Source organism: Janthinobacterium sp. B9-8 (assembly GCF_000969645.2).
Lineage (GTDB): Bacteria > Pseudomonadota > Gammaproteobacteria > Burkholderiales > Chitinibacteraceae > Iodobacter.
Map to the genome: position 1 here is coordinate 173,154 of NZ_CP014222.1, position 18,521 is coordinate 191,674.

At 50.4% G+C, this 18,521-nt stretch carries 14 protein-coding genes, 1 tRNA gene and 1 CRISPR repeat array (1 of these 16 only partly in view); of the genes, 9 read left to right on the forward strand and 6 right to left on the reverse strand.

The features are described from left to right. Positions 1 to 421: direct repeats of the CRISPR family, unit length 29 nt; unit sequence GCGTTCCCCGCACCAGCGGGGCTGAACCG (it extends 1,377 nt beyond the left edge of the window). Between the two features lie 152 nt (positions 422 to 573). Further along, positions 574 to 918: a DUF1294 domain-containing protein gene (locus tag VN23_RS00730; RefSeq protein ID WP_062654787.1), complete on the forward strand. Its 345-nt coding sequence runs from the start codon at positions 574 to 576 to the stop codon at positions 916 to 918. Between the two features lie 64 nt (positions 919 to 982). Here the strand turns inward: VN23_RS00730 and VN23_RS00735 are convergent, their stop codons facing one another. Continuing rightward, positions 983 to 1,615, reverse strand: coding sequence for an FxDxF family PEP-CTERM protein (locus tag VN23_RS00735; RefSeq protein WP_052746478.1), 633 nt, complete (start codon positions 1,613 to 1,615; stop codon positions 983 to 985). Between the two features lie 365 nt (positions 1,616 to 1,980). Further along, the gene (locus tag VN23_RS00740) at positions 1,981 to 3,255 is read right to left on the reverse strand and encodes a ferredoxin reductase family protein (protein ID WP_052746479.1); all 1,275 of its coding nucleotides are present in this window, start codon (positions 3,253 to 3,255) and stop codon (positions 1,981 to 1,983) included. A 167-nt stretch (positions 3,256 to 3,422) separates the two neighbouring features. Between VN23_RS00740 and VN23_RS00745 the strand changes: the two genes are divergently transcribed. Then, positions 3,423 to 4,226: an energy transducer TonB gene (locus VN23_RS00745; RefSeq protein WP_156455088.1), complete on the forward strand. Its 804-nt coding sequence runs from the start codon at positions 3,423 to 3,425 to the stop codon at positions 4,224 to 4,226. 441 nt (positions 4,227 to 4,667) lie between these two features. Here the strand turns inward: VN23_RS00745 and VN23_RS00750 are convergent. Next, positions 4,668 to 4,753: transfer RNA gene (locus VN23_RS00750), tRNA-Tyr, on the reverse strand. A gap of 134 nt (positions 4,754 to 4,887) precedes the next feature. On the opposite strand from VN23_RS00750, the gene VN23_RS00755 reads away from it, so the two are divergent. Then, positions 4,888 to 5,244 (forward strand): translation initiation factor Sui1, encoded by a 357-nt coding sequence (locus VN23_RS00755; protein WP_046350962.1) that lies wholly within the window; start codon positions 4,888 to 4,890, stop codon positions 5,242 to 5,244. 446 nt (positions 5,245 to 5,690) lie between these two features. On the opposite strand, the gene VN23_RS00760 is transcribed toward VN23_RS00755, so the two are convergent. Further along, complete coding sequence (locus tag VN23_RS00760) at positions 5,691 to 6,560, reverse strand: LysR family transcriptional regulator (protein WP_046350963.1); 870 nt, start codon at positions 6,558 to 6,560, stop codon at positions 5,691 to 5,693. Between the two features lie 617 nt (positions 6,561 to 7,177). On the opposite strand from VN23_RS00760, the gene VN23_RS00765 reads away from it, so the two are divergent. Beyond that, positions 7,178 to 8,290: an S-(hydroxymethyl)glutathione dehydrogenase/class III alcohol dehydrogenase gene (locus VN23_RS00765; protein ID WP_231743393.1), complete on the forward strand. Its 1,113-nt coding sequence runs from the start codon at positions 7,178 to 7,180 to the stop codon at positions 8,288 to 8,290. 407 nt (positions 8,291 to 8,697) lie between these two features. Next, a complete protein-coding gene (fghA, locus tag VN23_RS00770) occupies positions 8,698 to 9,537 on the forward strand; it encodes an S-formylglutathione hydrolase (RefSeq protein ID WP_046350965.1) in 840 nt (279 codons plus the stop codon). A 498-nt stretch (positions 9,538 to 10,035) separates the two neighbouring features. Here fghA and ppa read toward each other — a convergent pair whose 3' ends face one another. Beyond that, positions 10,036 to 10,563: an inorganic diphosphatase gene (gene ppa, locus VN23_RS00775; RefSeq protein WP_046350966.1), complete on the reverse strand. Its 528-nt coding sequence runs from the start codon at positions 10,561 to 10,563 to the stop codon at positions 10,036 to 10,038. 273 nt (positions 10,564 to 10,836) lie between these two features. Here ppa and VN23_RS00780 point away from each other — a divergent pair, with 273 nt between their 5' ends. The 4 genes from VN23_RS00780 (at position 10,837) to ahpF (ending at position 16,878) form a co-directional block, all read left to right on the forward strand. Beyond that, positions 10,837 to 13,518 (forward strand): bifunctional acetate--CoA ligase family protein/GNAT family N-acetyltransferase, encoded by a 2,682-nt coding sequence (locus VN23_RS00780; RefSeq protein WP_046350967.1) that lies wholly within the window; start codon positions 10,837 to 10,839, stop codon positions 13,516 to 13,518. Between the two features lie 458 nt (positions 13,519 to 13,976). Then, the gene (locus VN23_RS00785; RefSeq protein WP_046350968.1) at positions 13,977 to 14,276 is read left to right on the forward strand and encodes a YkgJ family cysteine cluster protein; all 300 of its coding nucleotides are present in this window, start codon (positions 13,977 to 13,979) and stop codon (positions 14,274 to 14,276) included. Between the two features lie 375 nt (positions 14,277 to 14,651). Next, positions 14,652 to 15,215, forward strand: a complete 564-nt coding sequence (gene ahpC / locus VN23_RS00790; protein ID WP_046350969.1) for an alkyl hydroperoxide reductase subunit C — start codon at positions 14,652 to 14,654, stop codon at positions 15,213 to 15,215. Between the two features lie 118 nt (positions 15,216 to 15,333). Further along, positions 15,334 to 16,878 (forward strand): alkyl hydroperoxide reductase subunit F, encoded by a 1,545-nt coding sequence (ahpF, locus tag VN23_RS00795; RefSeq protein WP_046350970.1) that lies wholly within the window; start codon positions 15,334 to 15,336, stop codon positions 16,876 to 16,878. Positions 16,879 to 17,187: 309 nt separating this feature from the next. On the opposite strand, the gene VN23_RS00800 is transcribed toward ahpF, so the two are convergent. After that, complete coding sequence (locus VN23_RS00800; RefSeq protein WP_052746480.1) at positions 17,188 to 18,447, reverse strand: lytic polysaccharide monooxygenase; 1,260 nt, start codon at positions 18,445 to 18,447, stop codon at positions 17,188 to 17,190. Positions 18,448 to 18,521: the final 74 nt, after the last annotated feature.

An 18,521-nucleotide genomic window follows, 5' to 3' on the forward strand; every position in this document is an offset into this window, starting at 1 on the left:
TTTGAATGTATGGGCAGGCTATCATCGCGTTCCCCGCATCAGCGGGGCTGAACCGCGCCCAGCCCAAGGTGGCGCACTCATACGCCAGCGTTCCCCGCACCAGCGGGGCTGAACCGCAGGTAATTTGGCTATGTCAGGGGAGGGGATGGCGTTCCCCGCACCAGCGGGGCTGAACCGTCAGGCGAGCGCCTTAAAGGAGTTTCGGCTTGGCGTTCCCCGCACCAGCGGGGCTGAACCGTCGTCAGGTAGTGCGCTTGGTAAATCAATCACGCGTTCCCCGCACCAGCGGGGCTGAACCGTCGTCAGGTAGTGCGCTTGGTAAATCAATCACGCGTTCCCCGCACCAGCGGGGCTGAACCGGTCGGCAGCTATATCGTGCCGATCGATATCATGCGTTCCCCGCACCAGCGGGGCGGAGTCAGGCATCAATGTAAATCAGGAGTGGCGCTTATTTGTGTTGTCTTTGTTAGTGGAGCTTAATTGCTTACAGAGTAGGGCTTAATCATGATTCAATATCTTCAGCGATAAGTAGCCTGTTTACTTGCTGTAATTTAATGGATGTTCACGAAACTTATGGTACTTTTTATTATTATTTTTTGTGGTTTTTTGTTGTTTGAATTGGTTTTAGGCAATTTGCCGTGGTGGATTGCAGGCGGTTATTTGTTGATGAGCACTGTGGCTTTTATTGCCTACGCGCTGGATAAATCCGCCGCTAGGAATAATCGCTGGCGCACGCCGGAGCGCACTTTGCATTTGCTGGGGGTGTTGGGTGGTTGGCGGGGGGCTTTGTTGGCGCAGCGGGTGCTTAGGCATAAGTCGGCTAAGGTGGTTTTTTTGCGGGTATTTGTAGCGACGATTGTGCTCAATTGTGCGGCGTTAGCGTGTTTGTTGGCTGTGGGTGGCTTTTGGCAGGGGTGATTAGTTTGTGTGTGTTATAAAAAAACGCCCGGGAAAGGGCGTTTTTTTATGGCTTAAATTTTGCTTAAGCGCGGCTAGCTTTGCGACGGCGTGCAGCTAACAGACCAATCAGGCCCATGCCCATCAGTGCATAGGTTTCTGGTTCTGGAACAGGGGCAGCTACTGAGCTTAGAGTGTAATTAGCACCTGCAGTACCTACAACACTACCTTTGATTAGGTAGTAGTAAGCAGCACCTTTTACCAGGTTACTAAAGGTGTGGGTGTTGTCGGCGCTGAAGTCATACCAGCTGCCGATTTGTGTGTCGCCAGCAGTGCTAAAGTCAGTGAAAGTGCCTTGGAACAAAGCAAATTGGCCTTTTTTGATGTCTTGAGTCTGGCCAACTTTAAGCCGGGCAGCAGCAGCATCAGTCGATGATGATACGGCTGTGAAGTTAAAGCCGTTTTGAATGCTGATTTCACCGGTTACGCCTGCATTGCGTTTGATTAAAACTTGAGCAGTTTCATCAGCGTGGTGCAGGCCCCAGTTGAACGATGCCAGCTCGGTTGTGCCATCATATTTAACGGTATCTGGCTGTGCGTGTTCGTGGTTTTGGTAGCTGATTTTTTCGCTATTAACAAATGTTGACGTTACTGCCGCGAACGATGTTGAGGCGGCAAAAAACAGTGCCGTTGCTAAGATGCTTTTAGTAAAGTTCATGTGGTTTCTCTCTATCCAGTTGATAAGAAATAATAGTTAAATACATTACTATTTCATTACTATGTACCTAGCTAAATATAGGATTAACTATGTTATTTCAGCCAGTTACGAGTCAGGCAATGGATAGTACATTGTCAGTTGTGTAATAACAAACAGGGATAACTTATATACGACACATTATTTTTATTAATATAAAAGTTATTTGTTTTTGAGGGTTTATTTGTAAATAAGGGTGATTTTTAATTGTAAGTATTGATGTTTTTTATTGTTTATATTTAAATAATTTAATTAATCGTTTATATGCTCTGTAGATTGTTTTTGTTACAGTAAAACCCGCTAATATTTTTCCCTAGCGGGTTTTTAGCTTAGCGCATGGCAAATACTTCGTGGTGAAACCGCGGTGGATTGCTCATTTTTGCGAGGTGTTGGCTGATGGCTTTGCCTAGGCTTTGTGGGCCGCAGTACCAGATATCGTCTAGTGTTTCGGCGTTGATTACGGCGATATTGAGGCGCTGGCCAGTGTCGCTTTCTATTAGGTGCAGGCGCAGGTTTTTGGCGTGGCAGGCGGCTTGGATTTCTGTCAAGCGGGCGGCGTCTTTGGCGCTTTTTACGCAGTAGTAAAAGTCGATTTGCTGGCCTTTAAAATCCGGGCTTTCTAGCCAAGCTAAAAAAGGCGTAACGCCGATGCCGCCTGCAATCCATGCTTGGCGTGGGCTATTGGCCTCGCCATCAAAGCAGCCGTAAGGGCCTTCTACTTTTACTTTTCCTCCTACTTTTAAATCTTGGGCCAGCGTGCGGGTGTAATCGCCTAGCGCTTTGATGATAAAGCGCAGCTCGCCATTTTGGCGCGGGGCCGAGGCGATGGTGTAGGGGTGAGCGCCTTCGCTTTGATTAAAGCTGACTAGGGCAAATTGCCCAGCTTGGTGGCTGGGCCAGTTGCTATCCATTTGGCAAATCACTTCTAGCTGATTGGCGGGCAATGGGGTGATCTGGCTGATATGGCCATTCACTTGGCGGCTTTTTCCAATTTTGCCGAGTAGTGAGTAGATCGCACAGATCGATCCGCTAATGAGTAGCGCCGCCAGGAGTGCACCCACAGGCGTCAGCCACATGGTTCTTGGCATAAGGATCAGGCCGTGAAACGCGCCCATTAAAAATAGCGGGGCAAAGAGCTTATGCACTTTGCGCCAAAAGCGGTAAGGCACGGCGCGTAGCAGCGCTAAGATCACCATCGCCAGCACGGCCCAGGCAGCCCATTCACCGACATCTTTGGCAAAGGAGACTAGTGGGTCTTTGATGCCACCGCTGCGCTTGATGCGCGGGGCGGCCCATTCCATCGCTATGATTAGCTTGGGGGATAATTTAATCAGCCAGTGCGTTGCCAGTAAAATGCCTGCTGCAATACCCAGCTGCTTGTGTAGGCCGTACATTTTATCTAAGCCGCTTAGTGTTTTTTCCAGCCAAGCTGGGCGAGTGGCTAGCAGCATGGCGGCAGACATGACGGTCATCAGTTGCACGCCGCTCAGCAGCACTAATTCATGCCGCCAATCCCAATAGCTAGCGGGGATGCCGTTTTGAAAGTAGCTGCACAGGCTGTAGAGCAGGGTGCTGATCAGTAAGAGTAGGGGAAGTGGTTTCATGATGGTTGATTCGCTATTTGGATAGCGGTATTTGAAGCCATGAATATGAATTGAAACTTAAGCCATTTAGGTATTAATGGCAGCACGCGTGGCGAATGAAAGAAGTTTACTGCCATACAGGCTGTGCCTTATGTAGAATGCCTCGCACAGTTTTCTATCCGAGCGCTATGAATATTGCCGTATCACACGATTCTCAAAGACATTCGTCCTGGCTGTGGTACGGCTTAGCGGCTTCTATCCTTGTGCATCTCTTATTTTTGTTGCTGCCCGCCGCCGCGCCGAAGGCATTGCCAAAGCAGTCGGGTAGCCAGGAGATTCAGCTGCAATTGCAGCCCAAGCCTGCTCCTGCCCCAAAGCCCACGCCCGAACCCACGCCTATTCCTACTCCGCCACCGGTAATGACAAAAGTGCCGCCTAAAGTGCCGGTGAAAAAAGATTACTCGGTGCCTGCACGCCCAGCCAGCCAGGTTGCGACTAAAGCCGTGCCTAGCAAAGAAGTGGTGATTGATGATTTGGGTGAAGCATTGGCGGGCAAGCCAAGCAAACAGCCTGCGGAGCTTATTACTCGTTACGCTGATTTAAAGCCTAGAGAAGAAGATCAGCAGGAAAACGGCGCAACGCGCGCGCAGCAAAGTGTGGATACACAAGCGCTGTTTAATATCTGGGAGCCGCAAATTCGCAAGAAGGTAGAGCGAATCGGGCAAATGAATTTTCCTAAAGATGAATATGGCCGCTCGATGTTTGGCACTTTGCAGTTTAGGCTGGTGCTTAATGGCGATGGCAATATTGCATCGCTGACTTTAGAGCAATCATCGGGTAACCCGGCCTTGGATGCGGCGGCCTTGCAGATCGTAAGACGCTCCGCCACCTTTGGCCCTGTGCCTGTGCCGCTCTTGGATAAGCGCGGCCAGATTATGCTGCTGCGCTACTATCAGTTTATTAATGAAAGAGCGGCGTGGGGCAGGTCTTGAGGAGTTGAGCTTGATGCCAACTAAATTTAAAAGACCTTTTGAGTGCCTTCGGCACGTTGATTTTGGTGCGGTATCCCCGCAGGGGACTCCCTTTCTTGAACGGCCAAGAAAGGAAGCAAAACCGCAAACACAAAACCACGAAGGCCCTTACGCTGCGGACAAGCGAGTCGGCGGCGGGCGGGATTGGCTCGCTGCCTCGCTCCCTGGCCGAAACCCCGCCCCGCTTGTTCGGAGCTTGCGTGTTTCAATGGGATTTTAAAGCCCTACGCGGAGAATGTGGTTATTACGTTTTTTTGCTGTTTGCTAATAAAAAAACAATTTTTTTGACGTCTATGGGGTAAGCATCCGCGCTAGGAGTGGCGCTGTGCCTGCGTGCAATATCAATATTCTGAGATATACAGACGAAAAAAAACAGGCTGAGCGCCTGTTGATTTTGGTTTCTGGTGGGGGGGGAAGGATTCGAACCTTCGAAGGCTAAGCCGCCGGATTTACAGTCCGGACCCGTTGACCGCTGGGGTAACCCCCCCACAGAGGCCCGAATAATACGATCCATCTGGCGGCTTGTCAACGCCTTACACGCAAATAAGTCATTTTTTCTTCATAAAATATTCTGGAATGGCTTAGACTGCCGCTGTCCAGTTTCTACCCTTAAAAAAATATCATGATGAAAAACGCTTTAGGTAGCCTTGTTTATTCCACCGAACACGGCACGATGTGCCCAGATTGCAGCCAGCCCAAAGACGCCTGCATTTGCAAAAAACAGCCGCGCCCGGCGGGTGATGGTGTGGTGCGCGTTTCCAGAGAAACCAAGGGCCGCAAGGGTAAGGGCGTTACGCTGATCAAAGGCGTGCCGCTGGATGACGATGAATTAGCCGTGCTGGCTAAGCAGCTGCGAACTCGGTGTGGATCAGGTGGCACAGTCAAAGATGGCGTGATCGAAGTGCAAGGGGACCATTGCGATGTGGTGCTGGAATTCTTAAAGCCTAGAGGCTGGGTTGTGAAGCGGGCGGGAGGCTAGGCTGTGCTTTTATGTAGGGCGTGAAACCCCATATGTGCTAACCATTTTTCTTTAGTCCTAGTAAGCAGCGAAAAAAAATAATGACACGCTCTCTGCATGGGGCTTAAAAATCCCCTTGAAGCACGCCGAAGCGAGGAACAAGCGGGCGGGGTTTCGGCGAGGACTGTTTGAGCGAAGCGAGTTCCGCAGCCGCCGCTCGATTGTCCGCAGATGAGGGGCTTTCGTGCTGGTCGGGGTGGCCTTCTTTGGCTTCGTTTCTTGGCCGCGCAAGAAAGGAAGGTCCAGCGGGACGCCCGCACCTAAATCAACGTGCCGAAGGCACTAAAAAGATCTTTTTGACCTTGTTTAGCGCGTATGGACTGAAACCCGCGTATTTATCCAACATTGCTCGCGGGTTTCACCCGCCCTACGAATGGTGTAACACCTGCATTCCCCCACTTTTTTATTTATTCCGCCAATAAAGCCGCTTTCAAGTATTCAATAAAGCGGCTGACTTTGGGCGGAATAAAGCGGCTGCGGGGCGCGATGGCCCAGATGCCGTCTGTGAGCGCAAAGGGCTCGAGCACGCTAATCAGTTGGCCGCTTTGTAAATAAGTATCGACGTAATAATCCGGCAATTGCACCAGCCCCAATCCTTTTAAAGCCGCCTGTACTAGGCTGCTGCCGCTATTGCAGCGCAAGCGCCCGTTAACGGATATTTCGCGGTGCTGCATGCCTTCCTTAAATCGCCACATATTCACCGCGCCAATCAAACACTGGTGTTGCTTTAGCTCGGCCAGCGTATGCGGGGTGCCGTATTGATCTAAATACTGCGGTGAGGCGCAAACATGGTGAATACGGCTGCCTAGCTGCGTCACCATTAGGGACGATTCATCCATCGGCCCTAGCCGAATCGCTAAGTCGATATGATCGGCCACCAGATCGGCCTTGCGGTTATCTAGTAGTAATTCAGCATTTAGCTGGGGAAAATCAATCAGGTATTGGTGCAAGATGGGTGCCACCACGGTTTCGCCATAGTAAACCGGCGCGGTGATGCGTAATTTACCTACTGGCTTATCTTGTGTTTGCAGCAGCGCCAGCTCGGCCTCGTGCAGGCCATCGAGTAGCGGGCGGCAATATTGATAATAGAGCTGGCCTTGCTCGGTAAGGCTGACTTTACGCGTGGTGCGGTGCAATAAACGCGCGGCAAGGCGCTGCTCCAGTGCGCTGACTTGGCGGCTAACCTGCGCCACCGACATCTCCAGCTTTTGCGCCGCCAGCGTAAAGCTTTGCGTTTCAGCTACGCTGATAAACTCAACGATTCCTTGCCATTGCATGGTTTGATTCTCGGTTTAACTTAAGTCCAAAAACTATTTTTAGTGCCTGCGGCACATTGATTTAGGTGCGGGCGTCCCGCTGGACCTTCCTTTCTTGCGCGGCCAAGAAACGAAGCCAAGCCGCAACTCCAAAAGCACGAAGGCCCCTCACTGCGGATAATCGGTTCGGCGAAAAAGGCTGCTCGGGAGCAAGCCCGCTACCCCTTTTCCGAAACCCCGATCCGCTTATTCCTCGTGTCGCGGCTTCAAGGGGGATTTAAGCCCCATGCCACGAGCAGCGATAAAAAGTTAGTTAGCTGGGTTTGAAAACATTTAAAACCTATTCAAATATCGTAATTCAAAACCTATTTTTCTCCGTGAAACTCTGTGTTCTCTGTGTTCTCTGTGTTCTCTGTGTTCTCTGTGTTCTCTGTGTTCTCTGTGTTCTCTGTGTTCTCTGTGTTCTCTGTGTTCTCTGTGTCCTCCGTGGTTCAAGATTTGGGTTTTTTCGCTTGATGGCGTCCCCAGCGTATTAATTATTACACACCAGTAACAATATCTTTCTTATTAGGCTAATTATCTTTAATTGGGTAATGGTTAAAATGGTGGTAATCAAAACGCAAGGATTCGTCATGAAGATGCTTAAAACACGTGCTGCTGTTGCTTGGGGGCCTAATCAGCCTTTGGTGATTGAAGAGCTTGATCTGATGCCGCCGCAAAAAGGCGAGGTGTTGGTGCGTATCGTGGCAAGTGGGGTTTGCCATACCGATGCTTACACTTTATCGGGCAAGGATTCGGAAGGGATTTTCCCTGTGGTGCTGGGGCATGAGGGCGCGGGCGTGGTGGAGGCGATTGGCGAGGGTGTGACTAGCGTTGCGATTGGCGATCATGTGATACCGCTTTACACCCCAGAATGCGGCGAATGTAAGTTTTGCTTATCGGGCAAAACCAATCTGTGCCAAAAAATTCGAGCCACCCAAGGCCGTGGTGTGATGCCGGATGGCACCACGCGTTTTTATAAAGATGGCCAGCCCATTTATCACTATATGGGCACGTCTACATTCTCTGAATACACCGTGCTGCCAGAAATCTCGCTGGCAAAAATCAATAAAGAAGCGCCTTTAGAAGAAGTCTGTCTGCTGGGCTGCGGCGTGACGACGGGTATGGGTGCGGTAATGAATACCGCCAAGGTAAAAGCAGGCGACACCGTGGCGATTTTTGGCTTGGGCGGGATCGGCCTGTCGGCGGTGATTGGTGCACGTATGGCTAGGGCCAGCCGGATTATTGGTATCGATATCAATACCAGTAAGTTTGAACTCGCCAAGCAGCTGGGTGCGACCGATGTGATCAATCCTAAGGACTTTGAAAAGTCGATTCAGGATGTGATCGTAGAAATGACCGATGGCGGCGTGGATTTCTCTTTTGAATGCATCGGCAATGTCAATGTGATGCGCTCAGCCTTGGAATGCTGCCATAAGGGCTGGGGTGAATCGGTGATTATTGGCGTGGCAGGAGCAGGGGAGGAGATTTCTACCCGGCCGTTTCAGCTGGTTACCGGCCGTGTATGGCGCGGCTCAGCCTTTGGCGGCGTGCGTGGCCGCAGCGAGCTGCCAAGCTTTGTCGATCGCTATATGAAAGGCGAATTTGCCCTGTCTGATTTCATTACCCACACTATGCCGCTGGAAGAAATCAATACCGCCTTTGAGTTAATGCACGAAGGCAAATCAATCCGCTCGGTGATTCATTTTTAAGGTTTGATCCGCGGAAAACCCCCTAAGTTCTGTAGACACAGAGAGCGGTAAGAACACGGAGCACACAGAGAAAAACGAATGAATTTTCTGATGATAAAGATGCTTTAGCTCTTAAAGCCAAGGGAGTGAAATCTCGAACCACAGAGAACACAGAGAGCACAGAGTTCCACTGAGGGAAGCAACGATTAGAAGGCTTTCTCTGTGAACTCTGTGTCCTCGTTTTACTCTGTGTTTCAAGGTTTAGCACTCTAGCAAGGCTCGCGACAAATCTTGTAAATCAGAATGAATTTTGAGTTTTTCCTCAATGGTTTTCTTGGTGTTTTTCTTCGTGCTCTCTGTGTCTACAGATCTGTTTTAAGGTTTTTTTGTCTACAGATATTTAGCTTTTTGACATCTAAAGGATAGTTATGTCCCTAGAACTCATCAGCAGTAACCGCAGTTTTGGTGGCTGGCATAAGCGGTACAAGCATCAGGCCAGCAGCACTTCGTGCGAGATGACGTTTGCGGTGTATTTGCCGCCGCAAACGGCGCAGGGTGGCAAGGTGCCGGTGGTTTATTGGTTGTCCGGCCTGACCTGCAATGACGAAAACTTTGCCACTAAAGCAGGGGCACAGCGGGTAGCGGCAGAGCTGGGGATTGCTTTAGTGATGCCGGATACCAGCCCGCGCGGTAGCGATGTGGCTGATGCGGGACGTTATGATCTGGGGCAGGGGGCAGGTTTTTATGTGAATGCCACCGAGGCGCCGTGGCAGCGGCATTATCAGATGTACGATTATATCGTCAGCGAATTGCCTGCTTTAATTGAGGCGCATTTTCCGGTGACTAATCGCAAGTCCATCAGCGGACATTCGATGGGTGGGCATGGCGCTTTGATGATTGCCTTGAGAAACCCGCAGGCCTATCTCTCCGCTTCGGCTTTTGCGCCGATCGTGAACCCCTCTCAAGTGCCCTGGGGTGAAACGGCGTTTAGCGAATATCTGGGGGATGATAGAAGCACATGGCTGGCATATGACAGCTGCCATTTAATGCAGCACGCCACGCAGATGCTGCCGCTACTGATTGATCAGGGCGATCAGGACAGCTTTATACCGCAGCAATTGCAGCCAAATGCTTTAGAGAAAATTGCAAGGACTCGCCAATGGCCGTTTACCTTAAATATCCAGCCCGGCTACGACCATAGCTATTACTTTATCGCCAGCTTTATTGAAACGCATTTACGTTTTCATGCGGATCATTTGGGGGCGTAGTTCATTTTTAGTGCCTTCGGCACGTTGGTTTAGGTGCGGGAGTCCCCCGCGAGGGACTCACTTTCTTGAACGGCCAAAAAAGTAAGCAAAGAAAGCCGCCCCGAACAGCACGAAGGCCCCTCACTGCGGACAATCGAGTCGGCGGCTGTGGGACTCGCTTCGCTCAGACATCCTCGCCGAAACCCCGCCCCGCTTGTTCCTCGTTTCGGCGTGCTTCAGGGGTGATTTAAGCCCCGTGCCACGAGCCGTAATATGAACCCTGATTGCTGTGTTTTAAAATACTAAAACCCTAAGCAAAACCTACAAAATAGCTTAATTCAACCCCTGTTTTTCTCCGTGAAACTCCGTGTTCTCTGTGGTTCAGGGTTTGGGTTCTTTAATCTCAAATCACAATAAAAAACGCGGGCCCCACCCACCCTTTAAGATCAATTATCTTGTAGGGCGGGTGAAACCCGCGTTTTATCTTGCGTATCTACCGGCAGGGTGCCGAGTATTTAATTACTTCTGCGCGCGATCGTAGCTTTCCATAATCTCTGCGTGGGCTGCGGCTTTGTCGCCCCAACCTGTAATCTTCACCCACTTGCCTTTTTCTAAGTCTTTATAGTGCTCGAAGTAGTGTTTTACTTGAGCCAACAGCAGTTCTGGCAGGTCTTCTAGTTTTTGAATATGTGCGTACATGGCACATACTTTTTCTACGGGTACGGCAATCACTTTTGCATCCATACCTGCTTCGTCTTCCATGCCCAATACACCAATCGCGCGGCATTTGATAACCATACCTGGCAGCAATGGGAAAGGTGTGTGAACCAGCACATCCACAGGATCGCCATCCAGCGACAGGGTGTGCGGCACAAAGCCGTAGTTCATTGGGTAGGACATCGATGTGCCAACAAAACGATCGACGATGATCGCGCCCGATGCTTTATCGAATTCATATTTGATCGGTGGTGCATTAGCAGGAATTTCGATAATGACATTGAAATCGTTTGGTAAATCTTTGCCTGCGGCAATTTTGCTGATGTCCATTGGATGATTCCATAGTTTCAATTGAGAACGGCGGCAATTATAAGGCTTGCGGCTGTGGCATGCATCATTGCTTGCAGGTATTTTGCTCCGCCTATCTCTGAACTTAAGTGCTGATACAAAAGTTTTCCAGCAAGGCGTTCTAATACAGACCGCATGGGTAATACGGTAAGGAGCCACAACGTAGCAGGGGAATTTTGCGTAAGTACTTCCTTACACAGCAATAAACACTTGGGCGGTATAAACTACGCAGCAATCCTTTATGATTTGTCAGCCATGAAACCACATTATCTTTCCCCTCTGTTTGACCCCCGCTCGGTGGCGGTGATTGGTGCTTCTGAAACGCCTGGCGCGGTGGGCAGCACGGTGTTTGCCAATTTACTGGATGGCGGCTATACGGGGAAATTATTCCCCGTTAATTTGCATCGTGATCAGGTATTGGGAATTAATGCATTTAAAACGCTAGCCAAAGTGCCGATGGTGGTGGATTTGGTAATTATCACAACGCCTGCTAAAACTTTGGTCGATTTAATTGAAGAATGCGGCAAAAAAGGCGTTAAAGCCGTTGTGATTATGTCTTGTGATTTTGTGGGGACAGATAAAAAGAGCCAGACGCAGCTCGATAAGATCATGGATAGGGCGCGGCATTACGGCATACGGATTATGGGGCCAACGGTATTTGGCCTCTGCCGCGTTAGCTCTAAATTAATGGCGGGCAATTATCAGGGCAAGCTTAAAAATGGCAGCATGGCCTTGGTATCGCAATCATCATCGATTACCTCGGCGATTTTAGATTGGGCCGAATCGCACGATGTGGGCTTTTCTTCTGTGGTGTCTTTAGGCTCGGCAGTGGATGTGGATGTGGGAGAGGTGCTCGATTACCTTGTGGCAGACCCTAAAACCCAGAGCATTTTGCTGTATATCGAAGATTTGCAAGAGGCGCGCACCTTTATGTCGGCAGTGCGGGCTGCGGCGCGTTCCAAGCCGGTGATGGCGCTGAAAGTAGGTCGTTATAACGATGTCTCTGCCGCACATGGCCGCACCCATTCCGAGCGTTTAATTGGCCGTGATGATGTATTTGATGCCGCGCTCAAACGCGCTGGTGTGCTGCGTCTGCGTTCGATTAATCAGCTGTTTACCGCTGCAAAAGTATTAAATGGCACGTTTAAAACCAAGGGCCGCCGCTTGGCTGTGGTCACCAATGGCATTGGCGCAGGGATGATGGCGGTAGATAGGGCGCGTGATTTACACGTGCTGTTACCTGAGCTGGCCCCTGGCACCGTGGCTTGGCTGGCTAAAAATCTGCCTGCGCAAGCTAGCCGCAATAATCCGGTAGATATCTTGGGGGACGCCTCGCCCGAGCGATTTAAACTGGTGGTTGAAGCTGTATTGGCAGATCCAAATATCGATGGGGTCTTGGTGGTGTTTACCCCGCAAGCAGGCACCGATCATTTGCGCACTGCGGAGGCGATGATTGCGCTTAAGAAAACCAGCGACAAACCCCTGTTGATGGCGTGGATAGGTGGTAAAAAAGTCGATGCCAGCCGCAAGCTACTTAATAAAGCAGGATGTGCAAGCTTTTCTGCACCAGAGCACGCAGTAGAAGTGTTTTATTCTTTAGCGGCGTGGCAGCACAATCAGCAGCTCTTATTGCAAACGCCTCCACCGTTGGGTGAGTGGGAAGCGCCGGATATGGAAACGGCGCACATGGTGATCGATAAAGTGCTGGCCGATGGCCGTAGTTTGCTGGATGAAATTGAATCAAAAGCGATTTTAAGGGCGTTTCATATTCCTGTGGCCATGACGGTGCGGGCCAATAGTGCTGACGATGCGGTGAACGCCGCCATGGGCATGGGCCTGCCGGTGGTGCTGAAAGTGGATGCCATCGATTTAATGCACAAAACCGATATCGATGGTGTGGCACTTAATTTAAACAGCTTGATTGCGGTAGCGAGCGAGGCCAATAAAATGCTCAGTCGTGCCCACGATAAGCTGGGTATTGAGCGTGTGCGCGGCCTGACGGTGCAACCCATGCATGGCAAAAAACACGCCCGTGAGCTGATGGTCGGGGTTGTCAACGATTCGGCTTTTGGCCCGGTGATTAGCTTTGGTGCGGGTGGGATTGCGGTAGAAGTCTTCAACGATATTGCCGTATCGCTACCGCCTTTAAATGATTATCTGGCAGAGCATTTAATCCGTCGCACGCGGATTAAAAAAATGCTGGCTCCTTTCAGAAACCAGCCTGCAGTGAATATCGAGGCGGTTAAAAATGTGCTGCTGCGCGTGTCTGAAATGGTCTGCGAATTACCGCAGATTCAGCAGCTGGATATCAACCCCTTAATCAGCGATGAAAACGGCGTGATTGCGGTGGATGCTAGCATTATTGTGGCAGCTGTGGACCCCAAAGCCCGCCGCTACGCGCATATGGCGATTCATCCCTATCCATCGCATCTGATGCAGCTCACCCAGCTTAAAACAGGCATGCCCATGATCTTGCGCCCGATTCGGCCGGAAGACGCCGAATTGTTGATTCAGTTTGTCAGCCGCCTATCGGATGAGACGCGCTATAACCGCTATATGAGCGTGCTTAAATCCCTGCCGCAAAGCCTGCTGGCGCGCTTTACTCATCTCGATTACGCAAGAGAAATGGCCATTGCCGCCACGGTGCAGGCAGGCCAAGGCGAGCAAATTATCGGCGTAGCCCGTTATACTGCCAACCCCGATAAAGACAGCTGCGAATTCGCCGTAGTGATCGACGATGCGTGGCAGGGTAAAGGCCTTGGCAATCGCCTGATGGAAGCCCTCTTCACCGCTGCCCGCGATATGGGTTTATCGATTATCGAAGGCGAAGTGCTCACCAGCAATAAAACCATGCTGGCCTTTATGAAACACCTCGGTTTCACTATTCAAACTCACCCGGAAGACAATGGGCTGAAGTGGGTGGTGAAGGAGCTATGAGGTGTTGATGATTTTGTAGGGCGGGACCTCGCTGGATTTTGATGTGAAATGTTGAACTTGGCAGGTTTTCCCCATGTGCGCTAAGCAAAGTGAAAAAGACCTTTTTAGTGCCTTCGGCACGTTGATTTAGGTGCGGTATCCCCGCGAAGTATTTGATTTCTGAACGGCCAAGAAAGTAAGCAAAGAAGGCCGCCCCGACCAGCACGAAACCCCTCGCTGCGGACAATCGAGCGGCGGCTGCGGAACTCGCTTCGCTCAGACAGTCCTCGCGAAACCCCGCCCGCTTGTTCCTCGCTTCGGCGTGCTTCAAGGGGGTTCTTAAGCCCCATGCAGAGAGCGTGGTTAGTACATTTTTTCGTTGATTGCTACAGCAAAACTAATTGGTTAGCACGTATGGGGTTTCACCCGCCCTACAAATGATGCAATCCCTGTAAAACACAGAACAATCGAGTAACTTTATGTCTTCCGCCGTATCCTGTAGTACTTGTAAAGCCTGTTGTTGCCAGCTGGAAGTCATGCTGATTGCCGGGGATGATGATGTGCCGCCGGAGTATGTCGAGCAAGATGCTTGGGGTGGCGAGATTATGCATAGGCTGGAGGATGGTTGGTGCGCGGCGCTCGATCGCCGCAGCATGATGTGTACGATTTATGAGCAAAGACCATGGATTTGCCGCGATTATCAAGAGGGCGATTTTGATTGCATGGAGCAAAGAAAGCGCATCCCTATCCTGACGGCGCGCTGGCAGCTTAATCAATAAAGACTACTTATTTGTCATCTGAGTATTTTCGCCTGAAGGATAGGGCTCGAAATAAACCCCGAAAGGGCATATTCAATAAGATTGTCATTCCCGAGTGCTTCTGTCGGGAATCCAGTGGCTCTGCTGGATCCCCGATAAAACCATTCGGGGATGGCGCAGAGTAGTTCACTCCCTCTCTGACTTCATCCCATCCGTTTCAAATCGAGTCAATCACAAATTTAGGCGTGAGTATTCGGCATGCCTATGTAATAGTTTTTGTTTATAGTAAATATCAATGCGCAAGATTAAAACTATCAATTAGACCTGAGAGAGGCGGGGGCTTAAGATGACTTCACTGCTTCACAAACAACACTTTCTCTACTTAGGAGCTACACCATGTCTTTGATTAATAGCGAAATTAAACCATTCAAAGTAAACGCATTCCATGCAGGTAAATTCACTTCAGTAAGCGAAGCGGATCTAAAAGGCAAGTGGTCGATTGTGTTCTTCTACCCAGCTGATTTCACTTTTGTTTGCCCTACCGAATTAGGCGATCTGGCTGATTTTTACCCGGAATTCCAGAAAATGGGCGTAGAGGTTTACTCGGTTTCTACCGATACCCAGTTCACCCACAAGGCTTGGCACGATACATCGGATACGATCAAAAAGATCAACTACCCGATGCTGGCAGACCCTACCGGCACGCTGACTCGCAATTTTGATGTGATGATCGAAGAAGAAGGCCTAGCACTGCGCGGCACTTTCCTGATCAACCCGGAAGGCCAGATCAAGCTGTGCGAAATTCACGATAACGGTATTGGCCGCTCTGCTGCTGAGCTAATGCGCAAAGTGCAAGCCGCTCAATATATTGCCAAGCACCCAGGCGAAGTTTGCCCTGCTAAATGGCAGCCAGGAGCAGAAACACTGGCACCGTCGCTTGATTTAGTTGGCAAGATTTAATTAATTAAATGCGTAGGGCGGGTGTAACTTGCCCTACGACTATCGCTTTTATTGCAAAAGCACTTTCTAAACATGCGCAAAGCGCTTTTTCAATAAGAACTACTCCGGAGAATTCATCATGCTTGAATCCAATATTAAATCTCAACTTGCTGCCTATTTAGAAAAACTGCAATTCCCGATTGAGCTGATTGCCTCCGTAGATGAAAGCAGCAGCGCGCTAGAAATGAAAAGCCTGTTGCAAGAAATCACCGAGCTATCAGACAAAATCACTCTGCGCTTTGACGATGCTGAGTTGAAACCTTCATTTGGTATTGCCCGTGTCGGCGAGGAAGCTCGTGTGCGTTTTGCCGGGATTCCGATGGGGCATGAGTTTACTTCCCTGGTGCTGGGCCTGCTGCAAGTCGGTGGGCATCCGCCCAAGATTGAAGCGGCGCTGATTGAGCAAATTAAGGCCTTGCCGGGTGAGCTGCGTTTTGAAACCTTTATTTCCCTGACTTGCCAGAATTGCCCGGAAGTAGTGCAATCGCTTAATTTAATGGCGGTGCTTAACCCAAAAATCAGCCATGTGATGATCGATGGTGCGCTGTATCAGGATGAAGTGAACGCAAGGCAAATTATGGCCGTGCCTTCGGTGTATCTGAATGGCGAAGCTTTTGGCCAAGGCCGGATGGGGATTGAGGAAATCGTTGCCAAGCTCGATACCGGCTCGGTAGAGCGTCAGGCGGAAGTGATTTCGGGCAAGGATCAATTTGATTTACTGGTGATAGGCGGCGGGCCAGCAGGAGCGGCGGCAGCGGTGTATGCGGCGCGTAAAGGAATTCGTACCGGCGTAGTGGCCGAGCGCTTTGGTGGGCAGGTGCTCGATACTATGAGTATTGAAAACTTTATTTCGGTGCAAGAAACCGAAGGGCCTAAGCTGGTAACGGCGCTGGAGCAGCATGTAAAGCAATACGATGTCGATATTATGAATCTGCAACGTGCCGAATCGCTCAGCCTCGATGAAAACGGTATCAGCCAGATTCGCCTTGCTAGTGGTGCTACCTTAAAAAGCAAATCGGTGATTATTGCGACCGGTGCGCGCTGGCGCGAAATGAATGTGCCTGGCGAAAAAGAATATCGTGGCCGGGGTGTGGCTTACTGCCCGCATTGCGATGGCCCGTTGTTTAAAGGTAAACGCATTGCAGTAGTGGGCGGGGGTAATTCTGGCGTAGAAGCCGCGATTGATCTGGCCGGGATTGTGGAACACGTTACCCTGCTGGAGTTTGGCGCAGAGCTGCGCGCCGATGCCGTATTGCAGAAAAAACTCTATAGCCTGCCGAATGTGGTGGTGATTAAACAAGCCCAAACCACATCAGTATTGGGCGATGGGCAAAAAGTCAGTGGCTTGCAATATACCGATCGTCAAACCGGTGAATCGCATCAGGTCGACTTAGCAGGGATTTTTGTGCAAATTGGCTTGCTGCCCAATACTGATTGGCTAAAAGGCACGCTGGATTTAAGTAAACACGGCGAGATTGAAGTGGATAACCGCGGCCAAACTTCTTTAGCTGGCGTGTTTGCAGCGGGGGACGTGACCACCGTGCCATTCAAGCAAATTGTGATTGCGATGGGTGATGGTGCAAAAGCTTCTCTTGGTGCATTTGATCATTTGATGCGTAGCTAGCGTTTATAGGGTGCAAAGCGCCAGAGGCGTTACGCACCGTGGTACTAAATAAAACAGCCGCGAAGACCTGTGGGTTTTCGCGGCTGTTTGTCATTGCGACTCGCTTGCAAGCATTTCATCATTCGTAGGGCGGGTGAAACCCGCGAGCGATGCTGAAAAATACGCGGGTTTCACCCGCCCTACGATGATTCGATGTTTGTAATTACTCGGTAGAAAGCCAGAGTCTTAAGTTGTTAGGATTGAGGTGAAACCTGCCAGCCTTATGCCTTAAAAGTTTATAAACGGCGGGTTGCAGCTGGCTGACGAGATTTACTTCTTGCAAGCACCTAGGTCTTTCCACACACCCCACTGGCCGCTTTTTGCTGGCTCTTCACCCGTCGTCCACCATTTGTTTTGGTAGTTACGCAGGTTCTGGCTGACCTTGGTATTGACCGTGGCGTAGGTGCTGCTTGCTTTCCAATCTGGCGCGCAGCTGCTGGATGGTGGCGGTGTTGGCACCGGCGTTGGAACTGGTGTAGGAACCGGAGTGGGTACCGGCGTCGGCACAGGTGTTGGAACTGGCGTCGGTACAGGTGTCGGAACTGGAGTGGGCACAGGTGTTGGAGTTGGTGTCGGCACAATCACGCCGCCAATATCAATTTTAAAGCTGTATTCGCCATTATTGCGGGCATAAACACGGTTGTCTTGCACCGATTTAACCGGGGATACGCTGCCGTTGCTCGCCAGTACACCCACGCTGATATAGCGCGAGCTGATGTTTACTTTTTGGGCCAGATAGAAAGGCCAGTTCACGGCTAAAGCGATATTTTCGCCAGTTTGTGGATCATAGCCGGTGGTGATCGAAAAGCTCTCCACATCACGGCCGTCTTTATCAAACAGACGGAAGGTCACCTTGGTATCGGCTTTTAAATCCTGCTGGGCACGAATCTGGCCTAATTCTTTATAAGTGGAAAGCGCGCCAGAGAAATTAACATCGGAGCAGGAGTAAAACGCCTCATCGCTATCGCTACGTTGCCACACATTATAAATAATGTGTACGCCGGTCTTTTTAGGCAGCGGGCAGCTTAGTTTGTATTTTTTATCGACTGCGGCCGTATTGCCCAGCGTGCAAAATGGGGCTTCTTCCAGATCAGACCAAGCCAGCGCTTTATTAGGATTCCAGCCATCTTTGGTGATAAAAAATTGCCAATTACGGGTTTGGTGTGCGGCGGGTGCGGTATAAATAAAATCAAATTGCCCATTGGCATCTGCCGCAATCGGCGTCACTGGCCAGTCTGTGCGGGCTAAATTCATCCCCGCATAATTAGATTTCCCCCCGGCGCAAAGCTGGCCATCTGGCACAAAGGCTTTGTGATTGCCATTAGGAAGCTGATTAACCCCTGACCAGTCATACAGCATTTGAGGGCCGGATAGCGCGACGGCTGCCTGGCAGGCCGCTGATTTTGGGTTTTCCGGGCCTTCTTTAAAGCAGCTGAGGATACGGCTGATCGGCACTTCCATCGTGCCGTGGGCGCTGGCAAGCGGGGCAAGCAGACTAGCCAGCAGGGCGGGCAGAGCATATTTATTCATTGTTTTCTCATCCATCGTTATAAGGGGATTAGGTCTTTGATCTGAGCCAAATGACCGACATCAGCTTAGTGAAA